This is a genomic window from Parafrankia irregularis, from assembly GCF_001536285.1.
Classification (GTDB): Bacteria; Actinomycetota; Actinomycetes; order Frankiales; family Frankiaceae; genus Parafrankia; species Parafrankia irregularis.
On sequence record NZ_FAOZ01000002.1, the window covers coordinates 544,147 to 561,970 of the forward strand.

The 17,824-nt window shown below is 72.6% G+C and carries 11 protein-coding genes; 4 read left to right on the forward strand and 7 right to left on the reverse strand.

The annotated features are described in order from the left end of the window. Positions 1-67 precede the first annotated feature (67 nt). From AWX74_RS04905 to AWX74_RS04925, 5 genes are read right to left on the reverse strand one after another with little or no spacing between them, the layout of a single operon-like run. Positions 68-1,204, reverse strand: coding sequence for a glycosyltransferase family 4 protein (locus AWX74_RS04905; protein ID WP_091271927.1), 1,137 nt, complete (start codon positions 1,202-1,204; stop codon positions 68-70). 30 nt (positions 1,205-1,234) lie between these two features. Then, positions 1,235-2,818, reverse strand: a complete 1,584-nt coding sequence (locus AWX74_RS04910; RefSeq protein ID WP_091271929.1) for a glycosyltransferase — start codon at positions 2,816-2,818, stop codon at positions 1,235-1,237. Continuing rightward, positions 2,815-4,278: a glycosyltransferase family 2 protein gene (locus AWX74_RS04915; protein ID WP_091271930.1), complete on the reverse strand. Its 1,464-nt coding sequence runs from the start codon at positions 4,276-4,278 to the stop codon at positions 2,815-2,817. Before AWX74_RS04915 ends, AWX74_RS04910 begins: the two co-directional genes overlap by 4 nt. A gap of 38 nt (positions 4,279-4,316) precedes the next feature. Beyond that, positions 4,317-5,570: an ABC transporter ATP-binding protein gene (locus tag AWX74_RS04920; protein WP_091271931.1), complete on the reverse strand. Its 1,254-nt coding sequence runs from the start codon at positions 5,568-5,570 to the stop codon at positions 4,317-4,319. After that, positions 5,570-6,556, reverse strand: coding sequence for an ABC transporter permease (locus AWX74_RS04925; RefSeq protein ID WP_226931041.1), 987 nt, complete (start codon positions 6,554-6,556; stop codon positions 5,570-5,572). Before AWX74_RS04925 ends, AWX74_RS04920 begins: the two co-directional genes overlap by 1 nt. A gap of 392 nt (positions 6,557-6,948) precedes the next feature. Between AWX74_RS04925 and AWX74_RS04930 the strand changes: the two genes are divergently transcribed. The 4 genes from AWX74_RS04930 (at position 6,949) to AWX74_RS04945 (ending at position 12,839) form a co-directional block, all read left to right on the forward strand. Further along, positions 6,949-9,540: an HAD family hydrolase gene (locus tag AWX74_RS04930; RefSeq protein WP_091271932.1), complete on the forward strand. Its 2,592-nt coding sequence runs from the start codon at positions 6,949-6,951 to the stop codon at positions 9,538-9,540. A gap of 380 nt (positions 9,541-9,920) precedes the next feature. Then, positions 9,921-11,708 (forward strand): class I SAM-dependent methyltransferase, encoded by a 1,788-nt coding sequence (locus AWX74_RS04935; RefSeq protein ID WP_091271934.1) that lies wholly within the window; start codon positions 9,921-9,923, stop codon positions 11,706-11,708. Positions 11,709-11,971: 263 nt separating this feature from the next. Continuing rightward, positions 11,972-12,337: an Mth938-like domain-containing protein gene (locus AWX74_RS04940; RefSeq protein WP_091271936.1), complete on the forward strand. Its 366-nt coding sequence runs from the start codon at positions 11,972-11,974 to the stop codon at positions 12,335-12,337. Between the two features lie 292 nt (positions 12,338-12,629). Beyond that, positions 12,630-12,839: a hypothetical protein gene (locus tag AWX74_RS04945; RefSeq protein ID WP_091271938.1), complete on the forward strand. Its 210-nt coding sequence runs from the start codon at positions 12,630-12,632 to the stop codon at positions 12,837-12,839. Positions 12,840-12,984: 145 nt separating this feature from the next. Here AWX74_RS04945 and AWX74_RS04950 read toward each other — a convergent pair whose 3' ends face one another. Both AWX74_RS04950 and AWX74_RS04955 read right to left on the reverse strand, forming a co-directional pair. Further along, positions 12,985-15,645, reverse strand: coding sequence for a WD40 repeat domain-containing serine/threonine protein kinase (locus AWX74_RS04950; RefSeq protein ID WP_091271941.1), 2,661 nt, complete (start codon positions 15,643-15,645; stop codon positions 12,985-12,987). A gap of 62 nt (positions 15,646-15,707) precedes the next feature. Beyond that, the gene (locus AWX74_RS04955; protein ID WP_091271943.1) at positions 15,708-17,822 is read right to left on the reverse strand and encodes an ArnT family glycosyltransferase; all 2,115 of its coding nucleotides are present in this window, start codon (positions 17,820-17,822) and stop codon (positions 15,708-15,710) included. Between the last annotated feature and the right edge of the window lie 2 nt (positions 17,823-17,824).

Below are 17,824 nucleotides of genomic sequence, written 5' to 3' on the forward strand. Positions count from 1 at the left end.
ATTGCCGGTGCTGCGCGGCAGTGCGGGATCCCCGATGGGCAGGCCCAGGCCTGCCTGCGTCGAGGGTTCAGCGAGCGACTCGCTGGTAGACGGCGGCGGTCAGTTCCGCGGTGCGCCGCCAGGTGAAGGCGCGGGCGTGGTCGCGCCCCTTGGCCGTCTCGGTGCCGTCCGCGGGTGCGGTGAGGGCGGCGGACAGGGCGCCGGCGAGGTCGTCGGCGAACGCGTCGGTCCGCCCGGGAGCCACCAGGTGGACGCCGGCGGCGCCGCCGACGACCTCGCGCACCGCGGGGATGTCGGCGGCGACGACCCTGGTCCCGGCGGCCAGCGCCTCCAGCGGCGGTAGCCCGAAACCTTCGTAGCGGGAAGGGAAGCACAGCACCGCCGCTCCGGCCACCACCGACCGCAGCTCGGCGTCGTCCAGGTAGCCGAGGGTGACGACCGCCTCCGGTGGCAGCCCGGCGGTGTCGAGGGCGGGGCCCCAGCCGGGCGGCCCGACCAGCGCCAACGGCGGGGTGTCGCGCTCGGTGGCGCGCAGCCGCCGCAGTGCCTCCAGCAGCGCGGGGAGGTTCTTGCGCGGTTCCGCGGAACCGACGAACAGCAGGTACCGCTCGGGCAGCCCGTGGGCGGCGAGCCAGCCGCGGGCCGGGGCGGCGGCGGTGAACCAGGCCAGGTCGACGCCGAGCGGCGTGGGGGTGACCAGCTCCGGGTCGAGCCGGTAGGCGGCGATCACCTCGTCCGCGACGGCCTGGCTGGGGGTCAGCACCGCGGCGGCACGGCGCAGCCCGCGCGGAACGAGCGTCGTGTAACGGGCGGACGCCTCCGACACCGTGTCGGGCGTGCGCAGGTAGGACAGGTCGTGCACGGTCAGCACGCCCTTGGCGGCGGCCAGCGGGCCGAGCACGAAGTTCGTCCCGTGGATGATGTCCGCGGCGCCGGTGAGCCATTCGGTCGGCGGGTGCTCGGAGCGCATCCAGGCGTCCTGCAGCAGCCGGGCGGGGACGCGGCGCGCCGCGGGGCGGACGCCGGGCGGCAGCGCGGCGGCGAGCCCTGCCGAGCCCCGCCAGGTGAACGCGGTCGCCGCCACGTCGAGATCGAGCTGGTCGACGCGGGCCAGCTCGCCCAGCCCGGCGAGCAGTGCCGCCGTGTAGCGGCCGACCCCCGTGCGCGGCCCGAGCAGCGGGGTGCCGTCGAGAACGACCCGCATCACACGGCCCGCATCAGGAGACCACTCGCATCAGGCGTACAGACGTCGGCGCTCGACGATGTCGTGCCACCGGTCGGCGAACGCGGCGTCGGAGAACTGCTGGGCCCGGTCGACCGCGGCCGTGGCCAGCCGGGAGCGCAGCCCGTCCTCGGCGGCCAGCCGGCGGGTGAACGAGGCGACCTGCTCCGGATCGCTCCAGCGGTAGCCGTCCCGCCCATGCCGGACGATCTCGCGCTGCCCGGCGCGGTCGATGACGACCGGCACGCAGCCGCCGGCCATCGCCTCGACGGTGGTCATCCCGAAGTGCTCGGCGGTCCAGGGGCGGCGCCGGTCGTCCTCGCCGTAGCCGGTCGCCGACCAGAAGACCGAGCTGGTGGACAGCAGCCGCTCGACCTCGGCCCGCGGCGCGTTCGGCAGCACCTCGACGGGCAGCCCCGCACCGGCGGCCCGGACCTGCTCGACGTAGGGCTTCTGCGAGTCCTCACAGCCGCCGACGACGTACATCTTCCAGTCGGGCAACCCGCCGGAGCGGTAGAGCTCACCGAACCACTGGACCATCTCCAGCTGCCGCTTGGCGTGGCCGAGGCCCGGGGCGAAGAACCGCCCGACGGTGATCACGGCCTTCTCCCGCTCCGGGGCCGGGTGGAGCCGGTCGACCTGGATCGGTGGGAACAGCACGTCGGAGTCCCGCTTCCACAGCTGGCTGATCCAGCCCCGGGTGTACTGAGAGTTGGCCATGACGGTGTCGTAGCCGTCGAGGTAGCCGAGGTCGGCCGGGTCGCGCAGCAGCCACGGGAAGCGCAGCGCCATCCGCTCCAGCGGGCCTTCGTCGGCGTCGGTGACCCGCGGCCGGCTCACCGCCACACCGAGCTCCCGCACGTCCGCCTCGCCGGGGGAGAACGCGTCGCTGACCAGGGTCAGCTCGGTGCCCTTCGACGACGACGGCAGCGTCACCTCGAACGGGGCGAACTCCTGGCCGACCGTCAGCTTGGCGAGCACCGTCCCGTCGGCGTCGAGGATCTGCAGCCGCACTCCCTCGGGGGCGCCGGGGCGACCGATGTCGGCCCGCAGGGTCCGCCCGCCGCCGGGGTTCACGGCGAGGATGCCGGAGCCGTTCGTCCAGGTCCACTGCCGGCGCCGGCCGCCTTCCGGCGGATACCAGCCCTGCCCGAAGCTGACGGCCGGGGTCACCCCGCGCAGCAGTGGGCCGGCGGTGCGCACCGCGGCCTTGCGCCAGGCGGCCATGTCGTGGTCGAACGGCGTCGGGAAGAAGCACAGGTACGCCGACCGCGGCGACCGCGGGGCGAGCCGGCTCATGTACGAGCCGTTGACGAACAGGTGGTATTCCTCGGACAGGACGGCGATCGCGTCCTCGCCGCGGTCGGGCAGCCGCCGGTAGCGGCAGCCCGACAGATCCAGACCCAGATGGCTGCCGATCGCGGCGAGGTCGACGTCGGAATGCCCGATGATGTCGACGTCGAGGCCGTCCGCGGCCAGCACCTGGGCGATCATGCCGTTGTGGCGCTCGCCGCCACCCATCGAGTGCCAGAAGCGGTTGTAGACGGCCGCGCGCAGACCCTCCGCACGCGGACCGGCGGTGTCGGGCGCGGTCATCGCTCGACCAGCCAGCTCTGCAGGCTGACCCGCCGCTCGGTGGCGGCGGCGCCGATCTCCCGGCGGTGGCGCAGCATCGTGGGCAGCAGCCGCAGATAGGACGAGAACACCCGCACCCGCAGCAGGGTGGGGCGCACCGCCGGCCGGCTGCGCGAGCGCCACGCCTGGCGCAGCGTGCGCACGGCGATCGACGCGGTCGTCAGCGGGTAGCGGGCGACCGCCGAGACCGCGGTGCGCGCGGTCGCGTCCTTGGTCAGCATCAGCAGCCGGTTGCGGTCGGTGTGGAAGACGAACAGCGGGGACCACTCGACGCTGGACGCGGAGTGGACGTGGCGCAGCACCGCGCCCGGCACGTAGCGGATCTGGTAGCCGCGGGAGCGGATCCGCCAGGACAGGTCGGTGTCCTCGTAGTAGAGGAAGAAGTCGTCGTCGAACCAGCCGAGCTGCTGGCCCAGCTCGGTCCGCATCGCCATGCCGTTGCCGCAGGCGGTGAAGACCTCCTCCGGGTTGTCGAACTGGCCGGTGTCGATCTGCTGGTAGCCGCGGTCGGCGCCGTAGCCCTCGGTCAGCACGATGCCACCGACGTTGTTGATGACGTCCACCCGCGGGGCGCCCGCGCCCACCGTGAACGAGACGGTGGACGGTTCGGCCGTAACCGGCAGCGTGCACGACGACGGCAGAGCACCCGACGGCAGAGCACCCGACGGCAGAGCACCCGACGGCAGAGAACCCGGCGTCGAGGCGTCCGGTGAGCCGTCCCAGCCCAGGGTGACGTCCTTGGCGGTGTCCGCGGCCCAGGTGATCCCGATGGTGACCGGGCCGTGCTCGGGCACCGGAACGCACAGCTCGCCGTCGCCGCGGGTCCAGAAGAACGGGGCCTTCGGCGGGCCCTCGGCGCCGAAGGTGAGCTTCTCCCACAGCACCTCGCGCAGCACCTCGCGGCCGTCCACCGTCACCGAGCTGACGCGCACACCCAGCTGGCGCGGGTCGTGAGGGCCGGGGGAGAAGGTGGGCGTGGCCAGGGTGAGCCGCAGGAACCGGGGCAGGAAGACGACCTTGCCGGTGACCGCGCCGAGCCGGCTGCCACCGGGCTCGTCGAACGGTGCCAGCAGCCGGGCCAGCCAGTCCGGCTCGGGGATGGCGTCGTTGTTCAGCAGCACCGCGAGCGGTGTGGTCACCTTCCGCAGCGCGAGGTTGTTCCCGCCGGCGAAACCGAGGTTGCGGTCCGACCGTACGACCTTCACCCAGGGGTAGCGGCTGGCGAGCAGCTCCAGCGATTCGTCGCCGGAGGCGTTGTCGACCACCTGGGTCTCGAACGCGAACGGCGCGTCCTGCTTGGCGAGTGCGTCCAGGCAGGGTGGCAGCAGGTGTGCCCCGTTCCAGTTGACGATGACGACCGTGGCGAGCGGCCCGTCGCTGTTGCCGCTCTCGTCGCCGTTGCTCTTGGAAGCGCTGCTCATCGCACCATCCGCTCCTTGCCAGCCCTCACTGCCAGCCGTCACCGGCGCAGCCCTGCCTGGTAGTCGACGCGGAGCAGCCCGGCGACCTGCGGGCCGCTCACGCCGAACAGGTCCTCGAACCGCCGTACCGTGACCGGCTGACCGGTGGCGGCGTCCGACACCCGGACGCTGACCGCGAACGCCCCGAGCAGCTCCGGCAGCCGGGGAACGACGAAGTCCACCGCCACGATGCCCGACCCCGGGCTGATGCCGCCAGGCGGGGTCTCCATCATCCAGATCGGGACCTCGCCCTGACCCATGATGTCCACGTGCAGGTAGACGTGCTGCGGCGCGTGGTCGGTGAGGTCCAGCTCGACGCTGACGGTGAGCTGCTCACCCGGGTCGTACTGCACCTGCGGGGCTCCGCCGGGGTCGCGGCTGAACGTGACCGCCGTCGGCTTGACCGGTGACAGGTCATACGGCACCGCCCCGCCCTCGACGGGCAGGCTGCCCAGCCGCTGGCGCAGCAGCTTCGTCCCGACCGCCGGCTGCCCGTCGTAGATGAGGTTGCCCGTCTCCAGGACGAGCACCCGGTCGCACATGTTCTCGATCAGGTCGAGGGAGTGCGTGACGAACAGAATCGTCCGCCCCTCGGACCGGAACTGGGCGATCTTGTCGAGGCACTTGCGCTGGAACGCCTCGTCACCGACGGCGAGCACCTCGTCGACGAGCAGGATGTCCGGGTCGACGTGCACCGCGACGGCGAAACCGAGCCGCACGTACTGGCCGGACGAGTAGTGCTTCACCTCGTCGTCGATCTTGTGCCGCAGCTCGGCGAAGTCGACGATCGAGTCGAAGAGCCGGTCGATCTCCCGCTTGGACAGACCCAGCAGGGAGGCGTTGAGGTACACGTTGTCGCGGCCGGACAGCTCGCCGTTGAACCCGGCGCCGAGCTCCAGCAGCGAGGCGATCCGCCCGTTGACCGCCACCTCGCCGGAGGTGGGGCGCAGGATGCCGGCGAGGACCTTGAGCAGTGTCGACTTGCCCGACCCGTTCGCGCCCGCCAGGCCGACCGTCTGCCCGCGCCCGATCTGGACGTCGATGTCGCGCAGCGCCCAGAAATCCTCCCCGCTCGCGCCCTCGCGGCGGACGAACCGCTCTTTCAGGCTGGTCGCGCGCTTGCTGTAGGCGACGAACTTCTTGCTGACCCCGGCCGCGCGGATCACGGTCGGCGAGCCCGACGACTGCGCCGCGGAGGCCGAGGTCGCGGGGCGGTCGGGCTGTGCGGGCGGGGCGAGCGGCGGTGACGACACTAGAGGTCCTCGGCGAAGTCGGCCTGGAAGCGCCGGAACACCCGCAGCCCCAGAAAGAGCACGGCGAGCGAGATGAGCGCGGCGATTCCCAGGTGTTCGAGGTAGAACGCGTACCCGGTGTCGGCGATGATCGACGACGAGCCGGTGGAGTTGCCCGGCGGCGGGTCGTAGATCGCCCGCTGGAACGTCATCACCACCACGGCCATCGGGTTGAGCAGGTACACCCAGGTCCAGTCGCCGAGCCGGTCGGAGATCAGGCCGTACGCGTAGACCATCGGGTTGATCCAGAACCAGGCCACCAGGGCGACATCCAGCAGGTGCTGGGTGTCGCGGTAACGCACGTTCAGCGCCGACAGCAGCAGCGACAGCGCGACGGTGAACAGCAGCGCGACCGCCCCGGCGGGGACGATCAGCAGCAGCTCGGGCCCGAACAGGCTGTACTGCAGCCCCAGGATGACCACGAACAGCACCAGCAGCTGGAGCGCGAAGTGCACCGCGGCGAAGCCGACCGCGGACAGCGGCAGCACCAGCAGCGGGAAGCGCACCTTCTTCACCAGGTTCGCGTTGGCGACCACCGCGCCGCAGGCGGACGACACGCTGCCGGAGAAGGCGTTCCACACCAGCATCCCGGACATCAGGTAGATGCCGAAACGCGGGATCCCCGTCTTCAGCACCACCTGGAAGACGAACGTGTAGACCACAAGGAGCAGCAGCGGGTTCGCCAGCGACCAGGCGAAGCCGAGCGTCGACCCCTTGTACTTGACCTTCAGGTCCTTGCGGACGAGGTTGCGCAGCAGCTCCCACCGCACCCGGGTCTGTGCCCGGCTGCGGTGATCGACATGGCGCGCGCCGGAACGTGAGCCGCGAGGGCGCTGGGCCGGTGCCTGCCCGGACCCCTGGCCCGGTGACGGCGATGGCGATGAGGGGAACGTGGAGAGGTCAGCGACCCGCGACATGACCTTCTTCTTCCCCTGTCGGGCGTACATCTCGGACCCGCACCGTGCTCGGCCCCTCCTCCGCCCAGCGCAACCGTCACCGGTTGGCGTCGACTCCTCGACCGTTGCTCGAACGTCGTCGTGTGCTCGGACGCCGTCGTGCTGAACGTCGTCGTGCTTGAACGTCGTCGCCCGGGTTGGAGACGATGGCCGTAGACCGTACCGCGTGCCACCCCGGAGGCGATGCCCCGAGTCCGGTGACTGGCACCCCCAGGGGGGTTCATAGTATCGATCCGTCTATCTGGCTCCGGCCGGCGAGCGCTCCACCCGAACCACCCGTCGACAACCCGGAAACCTCCGGTGTTGTCCGGCGGCGGTCTCGGGGGTGCCTGGCCGGCCCAGATTGGGCGGTCGGGGGACCGGCTGTCCGGGAGGGGCGGGCAGTGTTCACCGACGTCCGACTTCGCGAGGTCTGGTCGCATCTGGAGTCGGGCGGTGCCCAGGCCCTGACTCTCGATGTGTTCGACACCCTGCTGTGGCGCATGGTGCCCGAACCGGCACACGCCTTCATCACCCTGGGGCACCGCCTCGCCGAGATCGGCCAGCTGCCGACCGGCGTCACCCCCGGCGAGTTCGCCCGCCTGCGCGTCTACGCGGAGCACAAGGCCCGGGAGCACTCCCACGAGGTGCGGGGCACCTACGAGGTACGCCTCGACGAGATCTGGGGCGTGCTGGTTCCGGCGCTGCCCGGCGCGGGCAGCCTCGGCGACCTGATGGACGTCGAGCTGGCCGTCGAGCGTGACCTGTGCCGGGCCGACCTGGCCGTCGTCGAGCTGGCCGAGCTCGCGATGACCAAGCTCGGGCTGCCGGTGTACCTGCTCTCCGACACCTACTTCTCCGCCGCCCAGCTGGAGCGCCTGCTCAGCCGCCCGGAGCTGGCCGGGGTGCCGTTCACCCAGATCTTCACCTCGTCCGACGCCGGGATCAGCAAGAGTGACGGGCTGTTCCGGCACATGCTGGCCGCCTCGAACCTGCAGCCGTCGCGGGTCGTGCATCTCGGCGACCACCCGGTCGCCGATGTCGAGAGCGCCCGCGAGCACGGCCTGGTCGCCATCCACTACCCGAAGTACTCCGGCTCGCTGAAGTCGACGCTCGAGCTGGAGGGCCTGCTCACCGGTCCGGGCGACGACACCCCGATCGACTCGGCGCACGGCGACTACGGCATGACCGCGCTGCGGGCCCGCTCGCTGCACCGCGCGGACGCCGCCGCCGTCCCGCCAGGCCTGCGTCGCTACTGGGAGACCGGCGCGACCGTGTTCGGCCCGGTCTTCACCGGTTTCGCCGACTGGGCGGTGGAACGCACCAGAGACCACGGCGCCGACCACATCTACTGCCTGATGCGCGAGGGCGAGTTCCTCTCCCGCCTGGTCGCCGAGCCGGGCGCGGACGCCGGTGTGACCACCTCCACCCTGTGGGCGTCACGCCAGGTCTGCGCGCTGTCCAACGTGTTCGAGGGCAGCCCCGAGGAGCTGCGCAGCTTCCTCGTCCGCCGGCACGCGCCGAGCGTCGGCCAGCTGCTGCGCCAGCTCGGGGTCGCCGTCGACGACGTCGCCGGCATCTCCTCGCTCGCCGACCGGCGCCTGGACGTCCCCGGCCTGCTCGACGACACCCTCGAGGCGCTGTGCTCGGACGAGCGCATCCGCAGCGAGATCGTCCTGACCGCGGCCCGGCTGCGCGACCGGTACGTCCAGTACCTCGACACTCAGCTGCCCGAATCCGGGCGGATCGTCGTCGCCGACCTCGGCTGGGGCGGCACCATCCAGGCGCTGCTGGCCCGCCTGCTCGCCTCCACCGGGCGGGACTTCGACGTCTGCGGCCTCTACCTGGCGACGAACGCCGCCGCCGGCACGCACCGCCTCGCCGGCCTGCAGATCGAGGGCTACGCCGCCTCCGGCGGGCAGCCGGAGCTGATGGCCAACCAGCTCATGCGCAGCCCCGAGGTGCTCGAACAGCTCTGCATGCCAGACATCGGCTCGCTGGTCTCCTTCGACGACGAGCACCGCCCGGTGCTGAGCATCGACCGCACCTCGCGGACCCAGGTCGCCCAGCGGGTCGCCGTCCAGGACGGCATCCTCGCCTTCCAGCGCGAATGGCTGCGCTACCGGCGCTCGGAGACGGCGATGCCGTCGCTGTCCGAGGCGGGGGCCCGGCACTCCTCGCTGCGGATGCTGACCCGGTTCGTCGCCCGCCCCACCGCGGCCGAGGCCTCCGCGTTCGGCGCGTGGGCCCACGACGACAACTTCGGCTCGGACTCGACCGAGGGCCTGCTGCCGCCCGAGCTGGTCCGGCGGATGCCCTACCTGACCCCGGCGGACGTCGAGAAGATCACCATGCGGGAGCTGTACTGGCCCGCCGGTGTCGCCGGCGTCGCGAACCGGTCGCTCGCCGTGATCAGTGGCCTGGCCGCCGCGGCCGGGGTGCGGGCCGAGGAGGTCTCCCCGGAGGCCGCCGCCGGCCCGGTCGAGGTCTACGTCGACACCGGCGGCGACTTCGTCAACGGCCACAAGGAGACCGTCGTCACCCGCTCCGGGCGCGACGGGATGTCGATCGTGCGGCTGAGGGTCGAGGGTGTCGGCGCCCGCCGGGTGCGGATCGACCCGGCCGGCCGGCGCGGCCTGCTCCGCCTCGACTGGCTGACGATCTCCTTCCACCTGCACAACGCTCCCGAGCCGTACAAGGTCACCGTCACCTCCCTGGACGACCTCGCCGGCCAGCAGCTCGCGCTCATCGGCCTGCGGACCCTGCAGGCCAACCTGCTGGAGATCGTCGGCGACGATCCGCAGATCATCTACACGATCGATCACGGCACGCAGCCGCAGCTCGGCGGGACGTACGCGATCGACGTCGAGATGGCCTTCGGCTGGCTCGGGATCCGGGCCGACCCGCTGCAGGTGCGCACGGCGGACGCGGCCCGGACCGGCCTGCCCGTCCGGGCCGCCCGGAAGATCCGTCGCGAGCTGGGAGGGCTGCGGTGACGTCAGAGGCAGACGACACAGCCGACACGGAGGGCATGTCCCCCGATCCACGCCCCTCCCCGTCTCCGGGTAGCGCCGCCGGCACCTCGGGCACCCCCGGCGACCCGGAGCCTCCGGGCCCCGGGGACACCGCGAGAAGCTGGTTCCGCCCGCCGCCGAGCCAGTCCGACCCACTGCGGACCAGTCTGCTCCCGTCGGTGTCACCGCCATCGCCTCCCACGGGGCCGCCGCCTCCCGCTGGGCCACGGCCACCCGCCGGGCCGCCGTCTGCTTCGCTCCCACCTGCGGGGCCACCGTCCGGCCCGCTCCCCGTGCGCTCGTCGGCCTCCTCGGCCCCCCGGCCGCCCGCGGCCACACCGCCGTCCTCGTCACCCCCCGAGATGTCGGTCTTCACGCCGCGCTCGGCCCGGCGCGCCGCCGAGAACGCCCCGGCGCAGCCCTCCTCGCCAGGCGGGCCCGTCACCGCTCCGCTTCCGCTGCCCGGCTACCCGGTCACCCCCGGCACCTCGGCGACCTTCGAACCACCCCGCGACCCCCGTGAGTTCCGCGACGCGCGGGACCGCACACACGACCGCCCGGACCGCAGGCATCCGGACCCCGGCCGCCCAGACCCCGGCCGCCCGGACCCCAGTGGTCCAGTCCTCGACCGCGCGGGCTTCGATCGCCCCGACATCGATCGGGCGGATCCTGGCCGCGCACCCTTTGACGGCGCACCCTTCGACCGCGCACCCGCCGGCCGGGCGGAACCCGCACCCGACGCCCCGCGGCCGCCGGCGGAGACGTCCAGCCTGCCCGGGACGTCCAGCCTGCCCGGGACGTCCGGCTCGACGGCGACGCCGAGCGTGGTGCACGGCAGCCTCGCGGAGCTGGCCGCGGACGCCTACGACGGCGGCGACCACGCCGCCGAGCCGGGTGAGATCACAGAGAAGACCCTCGCGCCGCTGCTCCTGCACTCGCTGACCGACCTGCGCGAGATCTGGATCCCGCTGCTGGAGGCGGCCGGCGCGCGCAGCGTCGCCGAGATCGGCTCGGAGAGCGGCGCCACGACGTCGCTGCTCGTCGGCCTGCTGCGCCGGGGCGGCGGCGGGCGCCTGGTGGTCGTCGATCCCGAGCCGGGGGTCACCCCGACGTCCGGCGGCGGGCTGGACGTCGAGGTGATCCGCGGCTTCAGCCCCGAGGCGCTCGACGGCCACGCACCGACCGACGCCTACCTCATCGACGGAGACCACAACTACGCCACGGTCCGCGGCGAGCTCGCGGCGATCGCGGCCGCCGTGGACGACTTCGACCGGGCCTACTTCCCGCTGGTGATCCTGCACGACGTCGGCTGGCCCGCCGGTCGCCGCGACCAGTACTACGCCCCGGACCGGATCCCCGAGGACCAGCGCCAGCCGAACTCCTGGGACGTCGGCGTGGAGATCGACAAGTCCGACGCGATCCCCGGTCGCGGCTTCCGCGGGGCGGGCGCCTTCGCCTGGGCGCTGACCGAAGGCGGCCCCCGCAACGGTGTGCGCACCGCTGTCGAGGACTTCGCGATGGACCACCCCGACCTGCGGTTCATCACGGTGGCGCCGATCTTCGGCCTCGGGGTGCTCCTCGACCGGCGCGCGCCCTGGGCCCGCCGCATCGCGGACCTGCTCGCACCCTGGGTGGCCAACAGCCTGCTGGCCCGGATGGAACGCAACCGCATCGACCTGTACCTGCGGGTCCTCGCGATGCAGGACGACGCGGTCGCCGCCGCCCGGGCACGGCAGCGGGAATGGTCCCGCATCGACGCCGAGCGCAGCGAGCTCGCCGCCCGGGACCTGCAGCGGCTGAGCCGCATCAGCGAGCTGGAGCAGGAGCTCGCCGCGGCCCGCCGGGAGCAGCAGCGGCCGCCCTGGAGCTCCGGCGCACCGGACGAGCCGAAGCTTCTCACCGCGGCCCGCATCGCCGGCGCGGCCCTGCGGGCCCGTCTCGGCGGTGAGGCGGGTGCCCGCGACTCCGGCGACTCCGGTGACGGGGCGGCCGGCTCGACGGCTATCCCGTCGCGGGGCGCCCAGGCGCTGGCCGCGGGCACCCGCACCGGCGGCGCCGCGGTCGTCCGCCTGGGCTCGGGCCTCGCCCGGCTGGTGGAGAACAGATCCACCGGTGGCACCCCGAACTCCTCCCGCCACGGCAGGCACTGACCGCGCGGGCCTGCTGGGCGTCGGGCTGCCGCTGCTGCCGGGCAAGATCGGAGGGTCCTGGTTGCCAGAACGACGAAATGCCGCGGATCTTCCGATCTGAAGGCGTCGATCGCTGCTGCCAATCAAGGCCTGAGGTGCCATTCTGCGACGACCGGCCACCGCTGCCGGAGCGCTGATCTCGGGAAGGCCACCGCGCTCGGCGTCGCCACGTGATCCAATGATCTTCGCTGTGAAGAGACGCCGATCCGGTTCTGAGGAGTCCGATGGCCCGCTCGCCACACGTTGTCCACATCTCATGGGGTCGCATCGACGTGGAAGGACTCGGGCCGGGCAAGGATTTCATCCTGTACCCGGGCGGAGGCCGGGAGTGGGACTGGTCCGAGAACGGTACCCGCCATGAGCCGGGAATCCAGCCGGCCGATGTACAGGAGATCCTCGACGTGGGCGTGACCGCGGTCGTGCTCAGCCGCGGGATGGAGCTTCGCCTGCGGACGATGCCGGAGACGCTCGAGTTGCTCCGTGATCACAACGTCGAGGTTCACGTCGAGGAGACGAAGGCCGCGGTGCTCCTCTACAACCGGCTGGCGCGGACCGCTGCCGTCGGCGCGCTTCTCCATTCGACCTGTTGAGCCCGGGCTCGCTTGCGTCAGACGAGCCGCGCTCGACCCGGTCGATGATGCGAGACAGACGGGTCTTTGCCTCGTGCATGGTGAAGTGCGCGGCTTCAGCCGCCATCCGCGTCACCTTCCACGCCCGGCACCAACTTGGCCAAGTAGCTGGTCCACGCCGTCGGCTGGCCCTGTTCGCGCGTTGCGGGGCGCGCCCAACAGGCTGGACGTCCCGGGTGGCGCGGTGAAGGTCCGTGGGTTGGGGTGACAGGGTGCCCGCGATCACACGGCTCCCCTGAGGAACCCTTCCAGCATGCGATGGAGCAGCGAGAACGACTACGCGATCGACGAGACGATCATCACCGTTGATGACGGCCGTAACGCACGCGTGCTCAGGGTCAGCCGCCACGGGCTCGTCGTCGGTGACTTCGCATCCTGGGGCGATCTGCTGGCGGACGTCGACCTCGGCCTCGCCATCCAGGAGGATCCGCACGCACCCTGTGCCACCGGCACGCCCAGGTAGGCGGCGCCCGGCATCTGCCCGGGTGACCGGTTCGTGCCCGGTCTCGCCGGGCCGGTAACGCTGGCCCGGCGAACGCCCCGGGAACGGGGTGGGTGCGTACTGACCTCCGCCGGCCTGGCTCCTGGCCGTTCAGGCGCTGGGCGCTTCAGCAGACGGGCTGGTAGGGGACGTCGGCGATGTCGCGTTGCCAGTCGGCCTGGGTGATCTGGTTCGCCGGGTCGGCGCAGGCGCGGGCGACCAGGCCGGCGTCGTCGATGCGGGAGATACGGGTCGTGTAATCGTCGCTGATGGTGACCAGTGATTCACCGTTCGGCATGAACTCGACGCCCTGCACCCAGTCGCCGTGGCCGGAGATCACCCCGGCTGCGGTCACCTTGCCCGGGGCGCTCAGATCCCACAGGTGGGCGGTGGTATCCCAGCCGGCGGTGGCCAGGGTGTGGCCGTCGGGGCTGTAGGCGACGTCGAAGACCCATTTCTCGTCGGCCGGGATCGACGCGGTCGCCCTGGGCCGGGCGGGATCGGTGACATCCCACAGTTTGACCAGGCCGTCGTAGGCGCCGGTGGCCAGCTGCTTCCCGTCCGGGCTGAACGCCACCGACCAGACGTAGTCCGTGTGGGCGGTGATGGCGGCCAGCGGGCGCGGCGAGCTTGGGTCGCTGATGTCCCAGAGCCGGGCGGTGCGGTCGGCGCTGGCGGTGGCCAGCAGTTTTCCGTTCGGGCTGAAGGAGACCTCGTTGACCCAGCTGGTGTGCCGGTTCAGCACGGCGAGCTGGTGCGGGGACTCCGGATTCCTGATGTCCCACAACCGGGCGGTGTTGTCGTAGCCCGAGGTGGCGAGGATCTGCCCGTTCGGGGAGAAGGCGGCGTCGAGGACGTAGCCGTCATGGCCCAGCAGCACGGCGAGCTGCCTGGGCTGGTCCAGGTCGTGGATGTCCCACAGCCGCACGGTGCGGTCGTAGCTGACGGTCGCGAGCAGCTTTCCGTCCGGGCTGAACGCGGCGTCGAGCACCCAGGCCGAGTGGGCGGTGAGAGTGGCCAGCTCACGGGGGTGGGAACGGTCGGTGACATCCCACAGCCGGACCAGGTTGTCAGCGCCGCTGGTGGCGACGGTGCGCCCGTCCGGGCTGACGCCGAGGCCGAGCACCGACTCCGTGTGCCCCGTCAGCACCGTCGCCGTGGCGGGGGAGAAGGACGTCCGAAGGCTGGCCCTGGCCTCGGGTACCGGGCTGATCCGGAACGCGGCCAGGCTGAGGCGTGCCGCACGCCCGGTGTCGGAGTCGCGGATCGACTCGGCCATCGCAGCGACCCGGCGGGCCACGTTGTCGCGCGTCTGCCTCTCGTCGCGGCCGCCGCCGGTGAAGGCCAGCGGGATGAGCGCGGCGATCAGGAGCAGCGCGAGCAGGGGCGCGGCCAAGAGCACGATCCGGCGGCGGGTGGTGGCGGCGAGTAGACGGGTGACCCGGGAGCCTTCGGTCCCGGCCGCGGAACCACCCCCGGTGCCCCCGGCGGCCTCGGCGCCGGCGGCGTCACCGGTGCCGGCCGGTCCGGCAGGTGGCCGGCCGCCGGTGCCGCCGCCACCGAGGCTGCCGGTGTGGCTGCCCCGGCTGCCCCCAGCGCCGCCAATGTCTCCGGTGCCCCCGGCACCCGCGGTGCCGCCGGTGCCGGTGTGGCCTCCGGCGTCGGGGGCACCGGTGATCGCCGGCGGGCGGGGACCGGTGGCGACGTCGTGCTCGGGCGCGGGCTGCGCGGGCACGCCCGTGACCACACGTGGCGCCGAGGCCCCCACGATGCCGCTGGTCAGGTCCGGGAGTGGCAGGTTGCCCGGCTGGCCGACCGGTGCCACCGGTGGAGGAGGCCCGGCGATGGGCGCGTTGGTGGTCTGGATGGCCGCCGAGACGTCGGGGTCGGGGTGGGTCGCCGGGCCCATCCCGACCAGCCGCAGGAACAGCTCCTGCGCGGTCGGGCGCTCGGCCGGGTTCTTGCGCATCGCCTGCTCGACGATGGGCCGCAGCGCGGGATCGAGGCCGTCCAGCAGCGGTTCGCGGTGGACCACCCGGTAGAGCTGCACCGGGGTGGGCCCGTCGCCGAAGGGGTACGAGCCGGTGCCGGCGTAGGTGACCAGACCGCCCCAGGCGAAGACGTCGGCCGCCGACGTCACCGGCTCGCCGTTGGCCTGCTCGGGGGCCATGAACGCCGGCGTGCCGATGCGCTGGACCTCCTGGCTGACCATGGTCTGGGCGTCCAGGGCGCGGGCGATGCCGAAGTCGATCACTCGCGGGCCGAGGGTGGACAGCAGCACGTTGGACGGCTTGAGGTCCCGGTGGACCATGCCGGCACCGTGGATCGCGGTCAGCGCGGCGGCCACGCTGACCGCCACCCGTTCCAGGTCGGCCGAGCGCAGCGGGCCTTCGACGGCGACGGCCTGGGCCAGCGTCAGCCCGTCGACGTATTCGGTCACCAGGTACGGCTGCCCGTCGGGCGGGTCGACGACGTCGAGGACCTCGGCGGTGCAGAAGCGCGCGACCCGGCGGGCCAGGTCGGCCTCGCGCTGGAACCGGGTCCGGAACTCGGGCAGCCGGGCCAGGTCGGCCCGGACCACCTTGACGGCGACCATCCGCCCGCTGGGGTCACGGCCGAGGTAGACCGTGCCCATTCCGCCCTCGCCGAGCCGGCCCACCAGTACGTAGCGGCCGAGCCGGGCCGGATCGTCCGGGCCCAGCGGGGACGCCAGCCGCGAGGCAGCGGTCACCGAGGGGCCGGTCGAATCCGCGGGCGGTGTGGTTTCCCAGCCCCGCTTTCGGCGCACGGCTCCCCCCGAACCGAGATGACGGACACCGGAACCTTACGTGAGTGGTCCGCGGCCTGCTTTCAGTGTGACGGCACGGGGCTGGCCATGCTTGACGGCCTCCCTTTTGCTGTGGAGGGTCCCGACTCGGCCGGCGCGGATTCGCCCGGGGGCGGCTCGGAAAGCCCCTGCTCATCGGACTTGGTCCCGGCGGAACCGGCTGGCGGGGATTTCCGCGCCGGCGGGTGGATGGGGATGGTGTCCGTGACTTCCGGTCCCGCCGGGAGCGGTTCGAACCCTTCGGCCGCCCCGGCCGCTGTCGTCGCCGGGGTCGGCTGGATCGTCCTGGCAGCGTTCCGGCCGCCACCGAGGCCCGGTGCCGCTGGATGATCCGGCCCGGCGCCGCCTGGCGGCGTGTCACCGCGCACGGCCGTCCACACACAGCTGACGAGAACGAGAACGGCCAGCGCGACACCGACCCACACGACGGTGATCACCGTCGAGGGTGACCAGGGTGACCAGGCCGTCAGTGCGTCCCAGGAATCGGCGAGATCGCCGCCGGCCGGCTCCCAGAAGTGCGCCAGAACGGTCTTGACGGACCACCACTGGGCTGCCGCGGCGGCCCCGAAGAACAGGACGGGAAAGACGCGGGCGACCTGCCGGCCGAACGCGGGGGCTCCCATCCCGACGCCGACCGCGAGAGCGGTCAGCCCGCCGTACATGTACCGCCCCGAAATCCCGCTCAGGTGGCCGTGCTCGCTGAAGCCTGTCGCGGACTGAAATGTCATCAGCCCGAAAAGGCCGAGCGTGGGCCAGAGCAGGAACAGCAGGTCCACCCGGGTCCGGCCGTCGCGGGCCCGCATGATGCCCAGCGCGAACAGGGCGATCACGATGGCGCTCGCCGTCCGGACGAACACCGTCGGCAGGGTCACCTCGAACCAGCCGAACGCTCCCCACCAGCGCGTGACCGCGCCGTTGAACAGGACGTCCAGGTAGGCGTCCCAGTCATCGCCCAGGTAGTCGCCGAGCGGGAAGTTCGGCGTCTCCGGCTGGAACGTGCGGTAGCGGATGATGTTGACGACCCACCACCAGCCGCCGAAGGCCACCATGAGCCCACCGCCGAGCAGGATCTGGCGCCACGGAACCCTGGTGGCGCCGGTCGGCACGGTACGCAGGCCGGTGTCGGCGAGCAGGAACGGCGCGTCCCGGTCCGGATCCTGCGTGCCCCGGCCCCGCTCGGCCGGGCTGGTGCGGCCGGGGTGGCTGAGGTAGCTGAGGTAGCTGGCGCGACTGGTGTGACTGGTGTGACTGGTGCGGTTGTGACGGTCGTCCCGCCGGGCTCGCAGCCAGGCGACAAGGTAGGCGAGCGCCGCCATCGGGACGAGCACGATGGCGAGCGACTTCGTCAGCAGGGCGAGCCCGATGAACCCGCCGGCCCAGGCCGCGGTGCGCAGCGAGGTGTCCCCACGCAGGATGTAGATGATCGTCAGGGTGGCCAGCCCGGCGGTCAGCGCCAGCAGGTTGTCGTTGTTCACGCTCGACCCGATGTGGCTGAGTTCGGGCACCGCCAGCGGGACGAGGGCCGCGCAGGTCGCCGCGATGCGGTTGCCACCGGAGAGCCGGTGCGCTCCTGCCCAGGCCAGGACCGGCAGCCACATCACCATCAGCGCGCTCATCAGGCGCAGCGCACCGATGGTCACGTCCCAGCGCAGGCCGTCGCCGTCCCCGCCGCCGGGCAGCGCCCACAGCACCGTGGCGCCGACCCAGTAGTAGAGCGGCGGGTGCTGGACGAGCTGCTGGATGTCCCCGGGAGGCTGCGGATCACCGTCCGCCTGCAGTGTCTGGCCCAGCTCGTCCCAGTCGGGACGGTCGGCGCGCGGCGTGGCGTCGTCCGCGACGATCGGCGCGTGGTCGAGCTCGTAGGGCACCGCTTCGGAGCCGTAGGGGGACGCCGCGATCGCTCCGACGCCGTCCGGCTTCACGAACGCATGCCCGGGATGCGGCCAGCCGTCGCCCTGGACCAGCCGCAGCACGGCGTCCACGTGGTTCGGCTCGTCGGGCGCGTGGTACTGCGGGACGAGCACCGACCAGCAGGCGAGCAGCGCCCCGAACAGGGCGGTGATCAGCCAGATCGGCAGCGGAACCGAACGCAGCAGGACCAGTGGCCGGAACCGGATGCCACCCGGGTATTCGGACATCG

Coding starts and splice junctions, on each gene's coding strand:
- AWX74_RS04905 (WP_091271927.1), bottom strand. CDS start 1,204: ATGCGGGTCGTTCTCGACGGCACCCCGCTGCTCGGGCCGCGCACGGGG.
- AWX74_RS04910 (WP_091271929.1), bottom strand. CDS start 2,818: ATGACCGCGCCCGACACCGCCGGTCCGCGTGCGGAGGGTCTGCGCGCG.
- AWX74_RS04915 (WP_091271930.1), bottom strand. CDS start 4,278: ATGAGCAGCGCTTCCAAGAGCAACGGCGACGAGAGCGGCAACAGCGAC.
- AWX74_RS04925 (WP_226931041.1), bottom strand. CDS start 6,556: ATGTACGCCCGACAGGGGAAGAAGAAGGTCATGTCGCGGGTCGCTGAC.
- AWX74_RS04935 (WP_091271934.1), top strand. CDS start 9,921: ATGTCGGTCTTCACGCCGCGCTCGGCCCGGCGCGCCGCCGAGAACGCC.
- AWX74_RS04940 (WP_091271936.1), top strand. CDS start 11,972: ATGGCCCGCTCGCCACACGTTGTCCACATCTCATGGGGTCGCATCGAC.
- AWX74_RS04945 (WP_091271938.1), top strand. CDS start 12,630: ATGCGATGGAGCAGCGAGAACGACTACGCGATCGACGAGACGATCATC.
- AWX74_RS04955 (WP_091271943.1), bottom strand. CDS start 17,822: ATGTCCGAATACCCGGGTGGCATCCGGTTCCGGCCACTGGTCCTGCTG.